Origin of the sequence: uncultured Sphingomonas sp. (assembly GCF_913062585.1) — a bacterium.
GTDB lineage: Bacteria > Pseudomonadota > Alphaproteobacteria > Sphingomonadales > Sphingomonadaceae > Sphingomonas.
This window is the reverse complement of sequence record NZ_CAJXWX010000010.1, coordinates 94185-109734: the sequence shown is the minus strand read 5'-3', so window position 1 is coordinate 109734 and position 15550 is coordinate 94185. Positions and strand designations below refer to the sequence as shown.

The window sequence follows — 15550 nt, the reverse complement described above, 5'->3', positions numbered from 1 at the left end:
GACACGCCCGCGCGCATCGCGATCGCGCGTCAGATGGTCGCGCATTACAATGCGCAGGACGCCGACGCCTATGTCGCGCTGATGACCGAGGAAGCCTGCGAAGCGGGCTATCGCGGTGCCGTCCTGCGCGACGGGCGTGAGGGCGTGCGTTCGGGACTGAAGGCGATGTTCGCACAGTTCCCGCAGAACCGCGCCGAGATCGTCGCCGACCAGGCGTTCGGCGAGACCGTGCTGCTGCATGAAAAGGTCGAACGTGCGCCGGGTGGCGAGGCGTTCGAGGTCATGTCCATCTATTCCTTCGAGAACGACAAGGTGTCGCGCGTGGAGTTCATTCGCTAATGGCCGACGCAGCCATCATTCCCGACGAGGCCGAAGTCCGCGCCCGCTGGGGCAATTTCGCCTGGACGGACGAGAACCAGAAGAAGGCGAACGAGATCCTCGCGCGCTATCCCAAGGGCCGCGAACAGTCCTGCTCGATCCCGTTCCTCGATCTGGCCCAGCGTCAGGTCGGTGCCGAGACGCAGACCCAGGGCTGGCTGCCCGTGCCGGTGATCGAGTTCGTCGCGCGCCAGCTGGGTGTCGCCTATATGCGCATCTATGAGGTCGCGACCTTCTACACGATGTTTAATCTGGCGCCGGTCGGCCGCTATCACGTCCAGGTGTGCGGCACGACGCCGTGCATGCTGCGCGGGTCGGACGACGTGCTGGCGGCATGCAAGAACAAGGGCCTGATCAAGGGCAAGACCACGCCCGACGGCCTGTTCACGTTGACCGAAGTCGAGTGCATGGGCAATTGCGCCTCGGCCCCGATGGTCCAGATCAACGACGACAATTTCGAGGATCTGGATTACGACCGCACGGTCACGATCCTGGAAGCGCTGGCGCGGGGCGAGAGCCCCAAGACCGGTACGCAGGAGCCGGGTCGCCACACGGTCGAGCCGTTGGGCGGTCCGACCACGCTGACCGCCATGGTCGGCGAAAATCACGACTATCGCGGGGAGTGGGGCGCATAATGCTCGCTGACAAGGACCGCATCTTTACCAATCTCTACGGCTATCAGCCGTGGAACGTCGACGCGGCGATGAAGCGCGGCGATTGGGACAATACCAAGGCGCTGCTCGAGCTGGGCCAGGACAAGATCATCGACGTCATCAAGGCGTCGGGTCTGCGCGGGCGCGGCGGTGCGGGCTTCCCGACCGGCATGAAGTGGAGCTTCATGCCCAAGGAACCGCGCCCCGACCGGCCGAGCTTCCTGGTCATCAACGCCGACGAATCCGAGCCGGGTTCGTGCAAGGACCGGGAGATCATCCGCCACGATCCGCATAAGCTGATCGAAGGCGCGCTGGTTGCCGGCTTCGCGATGCGCGCGCGGGCGGCGTACATCTACATTCGCGGCGAATATATCCGCGAGGCCGAGACGCTGTTCGCAGCGGTCGCCGAAGCCTATGGCCGGGGCTTCCTGGGCAAGAATGCCTGTGGTTCGGGCTATGACTTCGACGTCTTCGTCCATCGTGGCGCGGGCGCATACATCTGCGGCGAAGAAACCGCGATGATCGAAAGCCTGGAGGGCAAGAAGGGCCAGCCGCGCTTGAAGCCGCCTTTCCCGGCGGGTGCGGGCCTCTATGGCTGCCCGACCACGGTCAATAATGTCGAGTCGATCGCGGTCGCGCCGACGATCCTGCGTCGTGGGGCTGAGTGGTTCTCGTCCTTCGGGCGCGAGAACAACAAGGGCACCAAGCTCTTCCAGATCTCCGGCCATGTCGATCGCCCCTGCGTGGTCGAGGAAAGCATGTCGATCAGCTTCCGCGAGCTGATCGAGAAGCATTGCGGCGGCATTCGCGGCGGCTGGGACAATCTGCTCGCGGTGATCCCGGGCGGTTCGTCGGTGCCTTTGGTGCCCGCCGCCGAGATCATGGACGCGCCGATGGACTTCGACGGCCTGAAGGCAGTCGGATCGGGTCTCGGCACGGCGGCCGTGATCGTCATGGACAAGTCGACCGACATCGTCCGTGCGATCAGCCGCCTGTCCTATTTCTACAAGCATGAGAGTTGCGGCCAGTGCACGCCGTGCCGTGAAGGCACCGGCTGGATGTGGCGCGTGATGGAGCGGATGCGCACCGGCGATGCCGATGTGTCCGAGATCGACACGCTGTTCCAGGTGACGAAGCAGGTCGAAGGCCACACCATCTGCGCGCTCGGCGACGCGGCGGCCTGGCCGATCCAGGGCCTGATCCGCCACTTCCGCCCGGAGATGGAACGCCGCATTCGCGAACGCAAAGGCGAGACGGGCGGCAACGCCCCGATGATGGAAGCTGCCGAATAATGCCTAAGGTCAAAGTCGACGGCGTCGAGATCGAGGTGCCGCAGGGCGCCACCGTGCTGCAGGCCTGTGAGCTTGCGGGCAAGGAAATCCCGCGTTTCTGCTATCATGAGCGGCTGTCCATCGCGGGCAATTGCCGCATGTGCCTGGTCGAGGTGAAGCCTGGGCCCCCCAAGCCACAGGCGTCGTGTGCGCTTCCGGCGGCGGAGAATCAGGAAATCTTCACCACCACCCCGATGGTGAAGGCCGCGCGCGAAGGCGTGATGGAATTCCTGCTGATCAACCACCCGCTGGACTGCCCGATCTGCGATCAGGGCGGCGAGTGCGACCTGCAGGACCAGTCCATGGCCTATGGCAAGGGCCATAGCCGCTATGACGAAAACAAGCGGGCCGTTACCGAGAAATATATGGGGCCGATCGTCAAGACGGTCATGACCCGCTGCATCCAGTGCACCCGCTGCGTCCGCTTCGCCGAAGAGGTCGCGGGCGTGGAGGAAATCGGCGCGATCTATCGCGGCGAGAACATGCAGATCACCTCCTACCTCGAACAGGCCGTGTCGAGCGAGCTGTCGGGCAATGTCGTCGACCTGTGCCCGGTGGGCGCGCTGACGTCCAAGCCCTATGCGTTCGAGGCGCGTCCTTGGGAGCTGAAGAAGACGCTTGCCATCGACGTGATGGACGCGGTCGGCACCAACATCCGCCTCGACAGCCGTGGTCGTCAGGTGCTGCGCTGCGTGCCGCGCATCAACGACGAGGTGAACGAGGAGTGGGCGAGCGACAAGACGCGTCACGCGATCGACGGCCTGGTCCGTCGTCGTCTCGACCGTCCGTTCATCCGCCGCGACGGCAAGCTGGTGCCCGCCACTTGGGACGAGGCGTTCGCCGCGATCCGTGACGTGAATGCCGGTTCGAGCGTTGCCGCCATCGCGGGCGATCTGGTCGATTGCGAGACGATGTTCGCGGCACGCGCGCTGCTGGCCAAGATGGGTTCGACCCTGCTCGAAGGTCGTCAGACCGGCATGGATTACGACACGTCGAGCCTGGCTGCGGTCAACTTCAACACGACCATCGCGGGCGTCGAGCGCGCTGATGCGATCCTGCTGATCGGCACCAACCTGCGCTGGGAAGCGCCGCTGGTGAATACCCGTATCCGCAAGGCGATCAAGAAGGGCGCCAAGGTCTTCGCGATCGGCCCCGAAACCGATCTGACCTACAAGGTCGAGTGGCTGGGCGCCGATCTGTCGGTGCTGGGCAATCTGCCCGAAGCCGTGACCGAGTTGTTCGGCAAGGCCGCGCGTCCGATGGTGATCGTCGGTGGCGCTGCGCTGAAGGGTGCGCATGGCGCGAGCCTGAAGCTGGTCGATCAGTTCAATCTGGTCCGCACGCTGGAGGACGGTTCGGCCTGGAACGGCTATAATGTCGTGCACATGGCGGCTGCGCGCATGGGCGGGCTGATGCTCGGTTATGCGCAGAAGGGCGGCATCGCGGACGTAGTCGCGGCCGCGCCGAAGCTGGCCTTCTTCCTGGGTGCCGATGAGGTCGATTTCGCCAAGTTCGGCAGCAGCTTCAAGGTGTTCGTCGGCCATCATGGCGACAAGGGTGCGCATCATGCCGATGTCATCCTGCCGGGTGCGACCTATGCCGAGAAGTCGGGCACTTGGGTCAACCTTGAGGGCCGGGTGCAGCGTGGCGAGCGGGCGGTGTTCGCACCGGGCGATGCGCGCGACGATTGGACGATCTTCCGCGCGCTGTCCGAAGTGCTGGGCCAGACCCTGAGCTTCGACACGCTGGAAGAACTCCGCGCCGCCATGGCCACAGAGGTTCCGGCGCTTGGCCAGGTCGGTCTCGTCACCTTCGACTGGGCCGCGCCGTCGCTGAACGCGACCGCGTCGGGCACGCTCGAGGGCTATCCGATCAAGGACTTCTACCTCACCAACGCGATTTGCCGCGCCAGCCCGACGATGCAGCGCTGCTCGGCCGAACTGGTCCATGGTGAGAGCTATGCGGAGGCAGCGGAGTGACCGCGTTTTTCAACACGACGCTCGGCCTTCCTTATGGCTGGGCCTGGACGATCGCGACGCTGGTCGGGATTCTGGCGATTGCGCTGCCGCTGATGCTGGCGGTCGCGATGGTCATCTATGTCGACCGCAAGATCTGGGCAGCGATGGCGCTGCGCCGGGGTCCGAACGTGGTCGGCCCCTTCGGCCTGCTCCAGTCGTTCGCCGACGGCCTGAAGGTCTTCCTCCAGGAAACCATCGTTCCGGCCGCCGCCAATCGCGGGCTGTTCCTGCTGGCGCCGATCATCACCTTCACGGTCGCGCTGATCGTCTGGGCGGTGGTGCCGTTCCAGCCGGGCGTGGTCGTCGCCAACATCAATGTCGGCCTGCTGTACGTCCTCGCCGCCTCGTCGCTGGGCGTGTACGGCGTGATCCTGTCGGGCTGGGCGTCGAACTCGAAATATCCCTTCTACTCGGCGCTTCGTGCCGCCGCGCAGATGGTGTCCTATGAAGTCGCGATCGGCTTCATCCTGATCTCGGTCGTGATGTGGTCGGGCAGCTTCAACCTGACGGACATCGTCGAGGCGCAGAAGGGCGTGCTCAACACGCCGATCAACGGATTCTTCCTGAACCCGCTGCTCTTCCCGATGGCGATCATGTTCTTCATCTCGGCATTGGCCGAGACGCAGCGCGCGCCGTTCGACCTGACCGAGGCGGAGTCGGAACTCGTCGCGGGTTACCAGACCGAATATAGCTCGATGTCGTTCGCGCTGTTTTGGCTGGGTGAGTATGCCAACGTCATCCTGATGTGCGCGCTGAACGCGATCCTGTTCTGGGGTGGCTATCTGCCGCCGCTGGATTGGGCCCCGCTCTACGTCGTGCCGGGTATCGTCTGGCTGCTCTTGAAGATGTGCTTCTTCTTCTTCGTCTTTTCCTGGGTGAAGGCGACCGTACCGCGCTATCGGTACGACCAGCTGATGCGGCTGGGCTGGAAGGTGTTCCTGCCGGTGTCGCTTTTCTGGGTATTCTTGGTGTCTGGCGTGCTGATGGTTGCGCGCGTGGGAGTTCCGGCATGAGCGTCGCTCAGTACGTCAAGGCTTTTACGCTTTGGGAGTTCGTGAAGGGGCACGCGCTGACCCTTCGCTACTTCTTCAAGCCGAAGGCGACGATCAACTATCCGTTCGAGAAGAACCCGATCTCTCCGCGCTTCCGGGGCGAGCACGCGCTGCGTCGCTACCCCAATGGCGAGGAGCGGTGCATCGCGTGCAAGCTGTGCGAGGCGATCTGCCCCGCCCAGGCGATCACGATCGAGGCGGAACCGCGCGACGACGGCAGCCGCCGTACGACGCGCTACGACATCGACATGACCAAGTGCATCTATTGCGGGCTGTGCCAGGAGGCTTGCCCCGTGGATGCGATCGTCGAGGGGCCGAATTTCGAATTCGCGACCGAGACGCGCGAAGAGCTGATCTACGACAAGTCGAAGTTGCTCGATAACGGTGACCGCTGGGAAAGCGCGATCGCGGCGAACCTTGCCGCCGATGCGCCGTACCGTTAAAGCCCGCGACCATCGGTTCGGGGCGGACAGAAAAGGGGCCTGACAGGCAGTGATACAGGCTATCGCCTTCTATATTTTCGCGACCGTGGTGATCGTGTCCGCAGGGCTCACGATCGCGTCGCGCAATCCGGTGCACTCGGTCATGTGGCTGATCCTGGCGTTCTTCAACGCCGCGGGCCTCATGGTGCTGTGCGGGGCCGAGTTCATCGCGATGCTGCTCGTCATCGTCTATGTGGGCGCGGTCGCGGTGCTGTTCCTCTTCGTCGTCATGATGCTCGATATCGAGGTCGCGGCGATGCGGGCGGGCTTTGCGCGCTATCTGCCGCTGGGGCTGGCGCTGGCCGTTGCCCTGCTGGCCGAGGTCATCATCGCGTTCCAGGCGTGGAGCGTCGGCGGGGTGCAACTGGCGGCCCGCGCGGCCCCGATCGCGCCGGAGGTGTCCAACATCCAGGCGATCGGCAACCTGCTGTACACGCGCTACCTGTTCATCTTCGAGGGCGCAGGGCTCGTCCTGCTCGTTGCGATGATCGGCGCGATCGTGCTCACGCATCGCAAGCGCGGCGGCGTCCGTCCGCAGAACATCGCCAAGCAGAATGCGCGTCAGCCGCATGAGGCGATCCGCAACATCAATCAGCCCATCGGGCAGGGGGTGGAACTGTGACGATCGGTCTCGTCCATTATCTGGTCGTTGCAGCGATCCTGTTCACCATGGGGGTGCTGGGTATCTTCCTCAATCGGAAGAACCTGATCGTCATCCTCATGGCGATCGAGCTCATCTTGCTCGCCGTGAACCTGAACCTCGTCGCCTTCTCGGCCGCGCTTCAGGATCTGGTGGGGCAGGTCTTCGCCATGTTCGTGCTGACCGTGGCCGCCGGTGAATCGGCGATCGGTCTGGCGATCCTGGTCATCTATTTCCGTGGCCGCGGCACCATCGCGGTCGACGACGTCAACCGGATGAAGGGGTAATCGGGTTGATCCTCGCTATCGTCTTCCTGCCGTTGCTGGCCGCCGCCATTGCGGGGTTCGGCAACAAGGCTATCGGGAACGTGCCCGCCAAGGTCGTTACGACCGGCGCGCTGTTCATTTCCTGTGCGCTGTCATGGCCGATCTTCATCGGCTATCTGACCGGCGCAAACGCGGCGACCGTCACGCCGGTGCTCCACTGGATCACCAGCGGCGACATGTCGGTCGACTGGGCGCTGCGCGTCGACTCGCTGACCGCGATCATGCTGGTGGTCATCACCAGCGTCTCGGCGCTCGTCCACCTCTATAGCTGGGGCTATATGAGTGAGGAGCCGGATCAGCCGCGCTTCTTCGCCTATCTCTGCCTCTTCACCTTCGCGATGCTGATGCTCGTGACGGCGGACAATCTGGTCCAGATGTTCTTCGGCTGGGAAGGCGTGGGTCTCGCGTCCTACCTGCTGATCGGCTTCTGGTTCCGTAAGCCCTCGGCCAATGCGGCCGCGATCAAGGCGTTCGTCGTCAACCGCGTCGGTGACCTGGGCTTCATGCTCGGCATCTTCGGCACCTTCCTGGTGTTCAAGACGGTGTCGATCCCGGAAATCCTGGCGGCCGCGCCGACCATGGCCGGTTCTACGATCGGGTTCCTGGGTTATCGCTTTGACACGATGACCGTGCTCTGCCTGCTGCTGTTCGTCGGTGCGATGGGCAAGTCGGCGCAGTTGGGTCTGCACACCTGGTTGCCGGACGCGATGGAAGGCCCGACCCCGGTGTCGGCGCTGATCCACGCGGCGACCATGGTGACTGCCGGCGTGTTCATGGTGTGCCGCCTGTCGCCGATGTTCGAGACGTCACCGACCGCGCTCGGTGTCATCACCGTGATCGGGGCCTGCACCTGCTTCTTTGCCGCGACCGTCGGCACGGTGCAGACCGACATCAAGCGCGTCATCGCCTATTCGACCTGTTCGCAGCTAGGCTATATGTTCTTCGCGGCCGGCGTCGGCGCCTATGGCGCGGCGATGTTCCACCTGTTCACGCACGCCTTCTTCAAGGCGCTGCTGTTCCTGGGTGCGGGCTCGGTGATCCATGCGATGCACCATGAGCAGGATATGCGCTATTATGGTGGCCTGCGTCGCCACATCCCGCTCACCTTTTGGGCGATGATGATGGGTACGCTGGCGATCACCGGCGTCGGTATCCCGGCTCTGTTCGGCAATCCGATGGCGTTCGGTTTCGCGGGCTTCCACTCGAAGGACGCGATCATCGAGGTCGCCTATGCGGGTGGTTCGGGCTTCGCCTTCTGGGCGGGCGTGATCGCGGCGCTGCTTACCAGCTTCTATTCGTGGCGCCTGATGTTCCTGACCTTCTGGGGCAAGCCGCGCTGGACCGGGTCGGAGCATATCCAGCACGCGATCCATGACGCGCATGGCCATGGCCATGACGATCATGCGCACGCGCATGACGCGCGTCACCATGACGAGGCGCATCACAATGTCGCCCATGCCGAGGGTGCCGGTGACGAACCGAGCGTGCACGGCGCGGCGCATACCGATCTGCCCGAGGGTACCGGTGGCTATCATCCGCATGAGAGCCCGCTGGTCATGCTGATCCCGCTGATCGTCCTGTCGATCGGTGCGATCGCGGCGGGCTTCGTCTTCCACGGCTGGTTCATCGAGCCGGAGTCGGGCGAGAGCTATTGGAAGGGCGCGATCGCCTTCAACGAGCACCTGATGCATTCGATGCACGGCGTGCCGGTGTGGGTGAAGCTGTCGGCGACGGTGGTGATGCTGCTCGGTCTGCTGACCGCGTATCTGACCTATATCCGTGCGCCGGAATTCCCGGCCAAGTTCGCGGACCAGTTCCGCATCCTGTACCGCTTCCTCCTCAACAAATGGTATTTTGACGAGATCTACCATTTCCTCTTCGTGCGCCCCGCCTTCGCGATCGGCCGGTTCCTGTGGCACCGTGGCGACGAGAAGACGATCGACCGCTTCGGCCCCAATGGTGTCGCCTGGCTCGTCCAGCAGGGCAGCAAGGGTGCGGCGCGCTTCCAGACGGGATACCTCTACAGCTATGCCTTCGTCATGTTGATCGGTCTGACCGCGGCCGTCACCTGGGCCATTTTGGGTTGATCGCGTGATGCAGGGCTTCCCGATCCTCTCCGTCATGCTGGCGGTCCCGGCTGTTGCCGCGATCGCCTGCCTCTTCCTCAACGCGCAGGGCGCGCGGATGCTGGCGCTGGCCGCCACGCTGGTCGACTTCGTGCTGGGCATCGTGCTCTGGACGCAGTTCGACGTGGGCGGCGCGCAGTGGCAGTTCGTCGAACATGCCCCGGGCATCTTCGGCCCGTTCGGCTGGTCGCTCGGCATCGACGGTTTCGCGCTGCTGCTGATCATGCTCAGCGTGTTCCTGATGCCGATCTGCATCGGCGCCAGCTGGCGCGCGATCGACAAGCGCGTTCCCGAATATATGGGCCTGTTCCTGTTCACCGAAGTGCTGATGATCGGCACGTTCGCGGCGCAGGACCTGTTCCTCTTCTACGTCTTCTTCGAAGCCGGCCTGATCCCGATGTATCTGATCATCGGCATCTGGGGCGGGGCGAACCGCATCTACGCGTCGTACAAGTTCTTCCTGTACACGCTGCTCGGCTCGCTGCTGATGTTCGTCGCGATGCTCTATATGGCGCGCACGGCGGGCACGACCTCGATCCCGGCGCTTCTCGCCTATGACTTCCCGGCCTCGGTTCAGACCTGGTTGTGGATCGCCTTCTTCGCCTCGTTTGCGGTCAAGATGCCGATGTGGCCGGTCCACACCTGGCTGCCCGATGCGCACGTGCAGGCGCCGACGGCGGGCTCGGTCATCCTGGCGGGCGTTCTGCTGAAGCTTGGCGGCTATGGCTTCCTGCGCTTCCTGCTGCCGATGTTCCCGGAGGCGAGCGGACAGCTGACCTGGCTGATCTTCGCGCTGTCGGCAATCGCGGTGATCTACGCCTCGCTGGTCGCGCTGGTGCAGTCCGACATGAAGAAGCTGATCGCCTATTCGTCGGTCGCACATATGGCGATCGTGACCATCGGTCTCTATGCCTTCAACCAGCAGGGCATCGAAGGCGCGATGATCATGATGCTCAGCCACGGCCTGGTGTCGGGCGCGCTGTTCCTGTGCGTCGGCGTCATCTATGACCGGCTGCACACGCGTGAGATTGCGCGCTATGGCGGGCTGTCGATCAACATGCCGCGCTACGCCGTATTCTTCCTGTTCTTCACCATGGCGTCGATCGGTCTGCCGGGCACCAGCGGCTTCGTCGCCGAGTTCCTGTCGCTGATGGGCACCTATCAGGTGTCGACCTGGACCGCGCTGCTCTGCACCACGGGCATCATTCTGGGTGCGGCGTATATGCTCTATCTCTACCGGCGGATCGCTTATGGCGAGATCAAGTCGGATGAGGTGGCGGCGATGCCCGACATGTCGGCTCGCGAGCTCTGGCTGCTGGCCCCGATCGCGGCGGTGACTTTGTGGATGGGTGTCTATCCGGAAAGCTTCCTGGCGCCGATGCGCAAGGACGTGACGATCCTGCTCCAGCGGATCGATCGCGCGAACCCCGGTTCGGACAGCCGCCCCACCGCCGGTAACCCGGCGCTGGCCACCACCCATGCCCCTGAGCACCAAGCTGCGCACGGGGAGGCGCACTGATGAGCTATTCGTTGAACCTCTTGATGGTCCTGCCCGAGCTGGTGCTGACCCTCGGCGCGATCGCGCTGATGCTCGTCGCCGCCTGGGGCGGAACTGCCTCGACGCGCGGAATCTCCATCGCGGCGGTGTTCGTGCTGGCGGGGGCGATGGTCGCGCTCGCCGGTCCGGCGACCACGGGCGGGCTGGCCTTTGGCGGCCTGTACCGGGCGGATGCCTTTGCCGGTTTCGTCAAGGTCCTGATCTATCTGGCGACCGCGGTGGCGATCATCATGGCCCCGCGCTTCTTCGCGCGCTCGCCGGGAGAGGATCTGCGTCCCGAATATCCGATCCTCATGCTGCTCTCCTCGGTCGGCATGGGCATGATGGTGTCGGCGGGCGACCTGCTGACCCTCTATGTCGGTCTCGAACTGCAGAGCCTGTCGGCCTATGTGCTGGCGAGCTTCATGCGTCGCGACGGGCGTTCGGCCGAAGCGGGTCTGAAGTATTTTGTGCTGGGCGCGCTCGCCTCCGGTATCCTGCTCTACGGCATCTCGCTGGTGTATGGTTTCACCGGTTCGACCGACTTTGCGCAGATTGCTGGTGCCTATGGCCGCGATGCGGCGATGGGCACGCGCTCGCTGGGCCTGATGTTCGGGCTGGTGTTCGTGTTCGCAGGGCTTGCGTTCAAGATGTCGGCGGTGCCGTTCCACATGTGGACCCCGGACGTCTATGAAGGCGCGCCGACCCCGGTGACGGCCTTCTTCGCCTCGGCCCCCAAGGTCGCGGCGATGGCGCTGGCCATCCGGGTCGCTGTCGAGGCGATGGGCTCGGCCGCGCAGCAGTGGCAGCAGATCGTCACCTTCGCCGCGCTGGCGTCGATCATCCTCGGTGCCGTGGCGGCGATCGGGCAGACCAACATCAAGCGGCTGCTCGCTTACTCGTCGATCAACAATGTCGGTTTTGCCCTCATCGGTTTGGCGGCGGGTACGGCCCAGGGCGTGGCAGCGGTGCTGACCTACCTGACCATCTATGTCGTCATGACGCTGGGTGCGTTCCTGATCGTCATCCGCATGCGCGACGAGCAGGGCAATCCGATGGAGTCGATCGCCAGCCTGTCGGGTCTGTCGCGCACGCGTCCGGCGCTGGCCTGGGCGATGGCGTTCTTCATGTTCTCGGTCGCAGGCATTCCGCCGCTGCTCGGCTTCTATGCCAAGTTCGCGGTTTTCAATGCAGCGGTCGCGGCGGGGCTGTTCCCGCTGGCGGTGATCGGTGTCGTCGCTTCGGTGATCGGTGCCTATTATTATCTGCGCATCGTCAAGACGATGTTCTTCGACGAACCCGCCGGAGCCTGGGACAAGAGCGACGTGCAGCCGGTCGAAAACGGCCTGATCGCGCTGTCGGCGCTTTTCGTCTCGCCGGTCGGCTATCTGGCGATCCCGCTGCTCGGCGCCTGGTCGCTGGCGGCGGCACGGGCGCTGTTCTGAGCCGATTGCTGCACGTCCCGGAAACGGGATCGACCAATGCCGATCTTCGCCAGCTTGCCGAGGCAGGCGGTGAAGAGGGCCTTTGGCTCCGCGCCGACCGCCAGACGGCGGGGCGCGGACGCCAGGGGCGGGATTGGTCCTCGCCCTCGGGCAATTTTTACGGATCGACGCTGGTCCGGCTGCGACCCGGCGATCCGATGCCGGCCACGCTGGCGCTGGTCGCCGCCGTTGCGATCGAGGATGCGGTCCGGTCCTGTCTTTCCGCGATCGGCGCGCGTCTTGCGCTGAAGTGGCCGAATGATCTGTTGATCGACGGCGCCAAGCTGTCGGGCATCTTGTTGGAGCGTGTGGGCGATGCGGTCGTCATCGGCATGGGGATCAATCTGGCGTCGGCCCCGGACCTACCCGACCGCGCCACGACCGCGCTTTGCGATCATGGCGTCGCTGTCTCGCCCGCGGCGATGCAGGCGCTGCTCGCCGATGCGATGACCCGCTGGGTCGCGATCTGGCGCGAGCAGGGGCTGCCCGCGATCATCGCGCGCTGGGAGGCGAGGGCGCATCCGCGTGGGGCCATGTTGACTGCCCGTCTGCCGGACGGTCAGGCGCTGACCGGCATATTCCAAGGGCTGGCGAGCGACGGCGCGCTCCGGCTCGGCTTGGCGGATGGCTCGGCCCATGTCATCCATGCCGGTGACATCTTCCTGGTCTGAGGAACGATCATGCTGCTTGCGATTGATGCTGGGAACACGAATGTGGTCTTCGCGCTGCTCGAGGGGCGGACGATCAAGGGCCGCTGGCGCATCGCCACCGATCCGCGCCGGACGGGCGACGAATATGCGGTGTGGCTCAGCCAGTTGCTGGCGCTGGAAGGCTATGCTCGCGAGGACGTGACCGGCGTCATCATCGCCACGGTCGTCCCCCGCGCGCTGCACAATCTTCAGGTGCTGGCGCAGAAATATTTCAAGGTCGATCCGCTGATTGCGGGGCGTGCGCCGGTGGAGTGGGGCATTGCGATCGACGTCGACGAGCCCGCCTCGCTGGGCGCGGACCGCGCGGTCAATACCATCGCCGCGCACGAACTCTATCCCGGCGACCTGATCACCATCGACTTCGGCACGGCGACGACCTTCGACATCAGCGACTATCAGGGCGCCTATAAGGGCGGGATCATCGCCCCGGGCATCAACCTGTCGCTCGATGCGCTCGTTACCGCCGCCGCCAAGCTGCCGCGCATCGCCATCGAGGCGCCCGCCAGCCGCAGCGTCATCGGTCGCAATACGGTCGACCAGATGCATATCGGCATCTTCTGGGGCTATGTCGCGATGATCGAAGGGCTGGTCGCGCGGTTGAAGGCACAGGTCGGGCGGCCGGTCAAAGTGCTCGCGACCGGCGGCTTGGCGGCGCTGCTCAGCCCGCACACGGATGTTTTCGATCATATCGAGCCCGATCTGACCATTCAGGGGCTGGCGATCCTGTGGGAACGGGCCCATATTCAATGACAAGAGTTTCGGATCGGACAGCCCGCGAACATCCGCAGGGCGTCCGATCCGCGAGAGAATGACCGCGCCCTGATCGGCGCAAACCCTAATGCCCCTGGAGCCCGCTTTTGGCGGGCAGGGGCTTCCATTGTCAGGAAGTGAATGACTCCCAAGAAAGAATTGCTGTTCTGCGCGCTCGGTGGATCGGGCGAAATCGGCATGAACGTGAACCTGTACGGCACCGAAGGTAAATGGGTGATGGTCGATTGCGGCATCACCTTCGCCGATCCGGCCTATCCCGGCATCGATGTGATCCTGCCCGACCTGAGCTTCATCGAGGATCGCCTGGACGATCTGGTCGGCATCGTGCTGACCCATGGCCATGAAGACCATATCGGTGCGTTGCCCTATCTGGCCGAGGATCTGGGCGTGCCGATCTACGCCACCGCCTTCACCGCCGGGCTGGTGCGCGGCAAGCTGGAGGAAGAGGGCAGCGCGAACCGCGTCAAGCTGCGCGTGATGGAGACGGGCAAGACGTTCGAGGTCGGTCCGTTCGACTTCACCTTCGTGCCGCTGTCGCACTCGATCCCCGAGGCCAACGCGCTGCTGATCGAAACCGCTGTCGGCCGTGTGTTCCACACCGGCGACTGGAAGCTCGACCAGACCCCCGTCATCGGCAAGCCCGCCAGCCCGGCGCAGCTCTCGGCCATCGGCGACAGGGGCGTCGACATCCTGGTGTGCGACTCCACCAACGCCTTCAACACCGAGGCCTCGGGCTCGGAAGCCAGCGTCCGCCCCGGCATCGCCGAGACGGTGGCCAAGGCCAAGGGGCGGGTGGTCGTCACCACCTTCGCCTCCAACGCCGCGCGTCTGGTCACGCTGGGCGAGGTCGCCAAGGAGACGGGACGCAAGCTGTGCGTCACCGGGCGTTCGCTCGACCGGATCCTGAAGGTCGGCCGCGCCTGTGGCTACTTCAAGGGTTTCCCCGAGGTGGTTGATCCCGAAACCGCGATGCGCCTGCCGAAGGACCGCGTGCTGATCGTCGCGACCGGCGGCCAGGGCGAGCCGCGCGCCGCCCTGTCGCGCATCGCCGAGGGCAGCCACACGATCCGGCTCGACACCGGCGACACGGTCATCTTCTCGGCGCGTCAGATTCCGGGTAACGAGACGGCGGTCGGGCGCATCCAGAACATCCTGGCGGGTAAGGGCGTCCGTATGGTCACCGAGCGTCAGGCGCATGTCCATGTCTCGGGCCATCCCGGCCAGCCCGAACTGGCGCAGATGTACAAGTGGCTGCGTCCCCGCACGCTGATGCCGGTTCACGGCGAGATGCGGCACATGATGGAACACGCCCGCTTCGCGACGACGCAGGGCGTGCCGCAGACGATCGTCCAGTCGGATGGCGACATGATCCGTTTGCTGCCGGGCAATGCGACCAAGATCGGCCAGGCGCCGGTCGGCCGCCTGGTACTCGACGGCGACGTGATCCTGCCCTCCGACGGTTCGACGATGAACGAGCGGCGCAAGCTTGCCATCAACGGCCAGATCTCGGTCGGCGTCGCGGTCGCGAAAGGCCGGCTGGTCGGCAGCCCACAGATCCGTGTGCAGGGCGTGCCGGTCGAGGACGAGCGCGATGCCTTCATCGCCGAGGCGGTGGCCGCGGCAGCCAAGGCGGTCGATGGTCCGCGCCGTGCGACCGACAAGCTGCGCGAGGATATCCGCCTGTCGGTGCGCAAGGTGGCGACCCGCTGGACCGGCAAGAAGCCGATCGTCGATGTCCTGCTGATCGAGGGATAAGACCATGCACTGGACGTCGGCCCTCGCGATCTACGTCCTGTTCTGGTTTCTCGCGGTGTTCCTGGTCCTGCCCTTCGGGGTCAGTACCACGCATGAGGCGGGCGCCGAGCATATCCCCGGCACCGCCGAGAGCGCGCCGCATGTCTTTCTGATCGGGCGTTTCTTTCTGCGCACCACGGTCGTCGCGACGGTGATGTTCGGCTTGTTCTACGCCAACTATGTCTATGGCTGGATCACGGCCGATATGCTCGACTGGAGCGGGATGAGCCGGGGGCTCTGAGCCTGGT

At 64.7% G+C, this 15550-nt stretch carries 15 protein-coding genes; all 15 read left to right on the top strand.

From position 1 onward, the window contains the following. Positions 1-33: 33 nt before the first annotated feature. The 15 genes from QZ546_RS08960 (at position 34) to QZ546_RS08890 (ending at position 15543) form a co-directional block, all read left to right on the top strand. Positions 34-339: a nuclear transport factor 2 family protein gene (locus QZ546_RS08960; protein ID WP_294236316.1), complete on the top strand. Its 306-nt coding sequence runs from the start codon at positions 34-36 to the stop codon at positions 337-339. Next, positions 339-1013 (top strand): NAD(P)H-dependent oxidoreductase subunit E, encoded by a 675-nt coding sequence (locus QZ546_RS08955; RefSeq protein WP_294236275.1) that lies wholly within the window; start codon positions 339-341, stop codon positions 1011-1013. Before QZ546_RS08960 ends, QZ546_RS08955 begins: the two co-directional genes overlap by 1 nt. Beyond that, a complete protein-coding gene (nuoF, locus tag QZ546_RS08950) occupies positions 1013-2323 on the top strand; it encodes an NADH-quinone oxidoreductase subunit NuoF (RefSeq protein WP_294236273.1) in 1311 nt (436 codons plus the stop codon). Before QZ546_RS08955 ends, nuoF begins: the two co-directional genes overlap by 1 nt. Next, entirely contained in the window at positions 2323-4341 is a 2019-nt protein-coding gene (nuoG, locus tag QZ546_RS08945; RefSeq protein ID WP_294236270.1) for an NADH-quinone oxidoreductase subunit NuoG, read from the top strand. The genes nuoF and nuoG overlap by 1 nt, the downstream gene beginning before the upstream one ends. Beyond that, a complete protein-coding gene (nuoH, locus tag QZ546_RS08940) occupies positions 4338-5393 on the top strand; it encodes an NADH-quinone oxidoreductase subunit NuoH (protein WP_294236267.1) in 1056 nt (351 codons plus the stop codon). The genes nuoG and nuoH overlap by 4 nt, the downstream gene beginning before the upstream one ends. Further along, complete coding sequence (gene nuoI / locus QZ546_RS08935) at positions 5390-5875, top strand: NADH-quinone oxidoreductase subunit NuoI (RefSeq protein ID WP_294236265.1); 486 nt, start codon at positions 5390-5392, stop codon at positions 5873-5875. The genes nuoH and nuoI overlap by 4 nt, the downstream gene beginning before the upstream one ends. Before the next feature lie 49 nt (positions 5876-5924). Next, positions 5925-6536 (top strand): NADH-quinone oxidoreductase subunit J, encoded by a 612-nt coding sequence (locus QZ546_RS08930; protein WP_007404217.1) that lies wholly within the window; start codon positions 5925-5927, stop codon positions 6534-6536. Positions 6537-6538: 2 nt separating this feature from the next. Beyond that, positions 6539-6841 (top strand): NADH-quinone oxidoreductase subunit NuoK, encoded by a 303-nt coding sequence (gene nuoK / locus QZ546_RS08925; protein WP_170170841.1) that lies wholly within the window; start codon positions 6539-6541, stop codon positions 6839-6841. Next, on the top strand, positions 6841-8967 hold the full coding sequence (gene nuoL, locus QZ546_RS08920) for an NADH-quinone oxidoreductase subunit L (protein ID WP_294236314.1): 2127 nt from the start codon (positions 6841-6843) through the stop codon (positions 8965-8967). The genes nuoK and nuoL overlap by 1 nt, the downstream gene beginning before the upstream one ends. Positions 8968-8974: 7 nt before the next feature. Then, positions 8975-10525: an NADH-quinone oxidoreductase subunit M gene (locus QZ546_RS08915; RefSeq protein WP_294236313.1), complete on the top strand. Its 1551-nt coding sequence runs from the start codon at positions 8975-8977 to the stop codon at positions 10523-10525. Next, complete coding sequence (gene nuoN, locus QZ546_RS08910; RefSeq protein ID WP_294236263.1) at positions 10525-11988, top strand: NADH-quinone oxidoreductase subunit NuoN; 1464 nt, start codon at positions 10525-10527, stop codon at positions 11986-11988. Before QZ546_RS08915 ends, nuoN begins: the two co-directional genes overlap by 1 nt. 5 nt (positions 11989-11993) lie before the next feature. After that, positions 11994-12698 (top strand): biotin--[acetyl-CoA-carboxylase] ligase, encoded by a 705-nt coding sequence (locus QZ546_RS08905; RefSeq protein ID WP_294236261.1) that lies wholly within the window; start codon positions 11994-11996, stop codon positions 12696-12698. A gap of 9 nt (positions 12699-12707) precedes the next feature. Further along, on the top strand, positions 12708-13487 hold the full coding sequence (locus QZ546_RS08900; protein WP_294236260.1) for a type III pantothenate kinase: 780 nt from the start codon (positions 12708-12710) through the stop codon (positions 13485-13487). Positions 13488-13628: 141 nt separating this feature from the next. After that, positions 13629-15263: a ribonuclease J gene (locus QZ546_RS08895; protein WP_294236258.1), complete on the top strand. Its 1635-nt coding sequence runs from the start codon at positions 13629-13631 to the stop codon at positions 15261-15263. 4 nt (positions 15264-15267) lie between these two features. Beyond that, positions 15268-15543 carry a DUF1467 family protein gene (locus tag QZ546_RS08890; protein ID WP_294236256.1) on the top strand — a complete coding sequence of 92 codons (276 nt, stop codon included), beginning with the start codon at positions 15268-15270 and terminating at the stop codon, positions 15541-15543. Positions 15544-15550: the final 7 nt, after the last annotated feature.

Bases quoted from the DNA above. Each gene is read 5' to 3' on its own strand.
- QZ546_RS08960 (WP_294236316.1), top strand. From the start codon at position 34: ATGGTCGCGCATTACAATGCGCAGGACGCCGACGCCTATGTCGCGCTG.
- QZ546_RS08955 (WP_294236275.1), top strand. From the start codon at position 339: ATGGCCGACGCAGCCATCATTCCCGACGAGGCCGAAGTCCGCGCCCGC.
- nuoF (WP_294236273.1), top strand. From the start codon at position 1,013: ATGCTCGCTGACAAGGACCGCATCTTTACCAATCTCTACGGCTATCAG.
- nuoG (WP_294236270.1), top strand. From the start codon at position 2,323: ATGCCTAAGGTCAAAGTCGACGGCGTCGAGATCGAGGTGCCGCAGGGC.
- nuoI (WP_294236265.1), top strand. From the start codon at position 5,390: ATGAGCGTCGCTCAGTACGTCAAGGCTTTTACGCTTTGGGAGTTCGTG.
- QZ546_RS08915 (WP_294236313.1), top strand. From the start codon at position 8,975: ATGCAGGGCTTCCCGATCCTCTCCGTCATGCTGGCGGTCCCGGCTGTT.
- nuoN (WP_294236263.1), top strand. From the start codon at position 10,525: ATGAGCTATTCGTTGAACCTCTTGATGGTCCTGCCCGAGCTGGTGCTG.
- QZ546_RS08900 (WP_294236260.1), top strand. From the start codon at position 12,708: ATGCTGCTTGCGATTGATGCTGGGAACACGAATGTGGTCTTCGCGCTG.
- QZ546_RS08895 (WP_294236258.1), top strand. From the start codon at position 13,629: ATGACTCCCAAGAAAGAATTGCTGTTCTGCGCGCTCGGTGGATCGGGC.
- QZ546_RS08890 (WP_294236256.1), top strand. From the start codon at position 15,268: ATGCACTGGACGTCGGCCCTCGCGATCTACGTCCTGTTCTGGTTTCTC.